Here is a 622-nt window from a genome sequence, read left to right on the forward strand (position 1 = left end):
TATGTGCAGAGCGATCCGATTGGGCTCGGTGGTGGAATTAATACGTACAGTTATGCGCTCGGAAATCCTGTTTCTTATACCGATCCAAAAGGATTATTGACTGTCTATTATTGGGCGCAGAACGGGGGGAACGTCGGGCATGCTTCAATGGTTCTGGACAACGGGGTGCACATCAGTTTTTGGCCTGAAAAGGGAGAGAAATGGGGTGACTCCCCATCCTACGGGATGCCGAACGTACGCGCAGATGCGATCGCTGAGGGTGGTATGCCGGATGGTGTTGTTCGTGTTGAAGGGCTCGATGAAGCAGCAATTGAACGGTGGTGGGCGAAGTATCTCAAGGATCACCCTAACTGGAACTTGAAAGGCCCAAATTGCGCTTCGACCGTTGCTGAAGCACTTACTGTAGGTGGTGGGCAAGCTGCAGCGACGAATGGGGGATATTTCCCCTACAACGTCATTTGGAGTCCCAAAAATGCATACGATTACGCGACTGCAATCGGTAAAGGTTTGGGCAAGCCCCCTACGAACGTTTCACTTTTCCCTAAGCCGGGAGAGAAGTAACATTTGAAAGTATTCTCATGAGCCAATTGCAAAACGATTTTTCTGAACTGGCCGACATCAA

1 protein-coding gene is annotated in these 622 nt (G+C 50.0%); it reads left to right on the forward strand.

All coding sequences use genetic code 11. The features are described 5' to 3' along the window. Nucleotides 1-561, forward strand: a 561-nt coding sequence (locus tag PO883_RS34740; protein ID WP_289313841.1) for an RHS repeat-associated core domain-containing protein, incomplete at its 5' end; no start/stop codon positions are given. Nucleotides 562-622: the final 61 nt, after the last annotated feature.

It is taken from the genome of Massilia sp. DJPM01 (assembly GCF_030348125.1).
GTDB classification, from domain to species: domain Bacteria; phylum Pseudomonadota; class Gammaproteobacteria; order Burkholderiales; family Burkholderiaceae_D; genus Telluria_A; species Telluria_A frigida.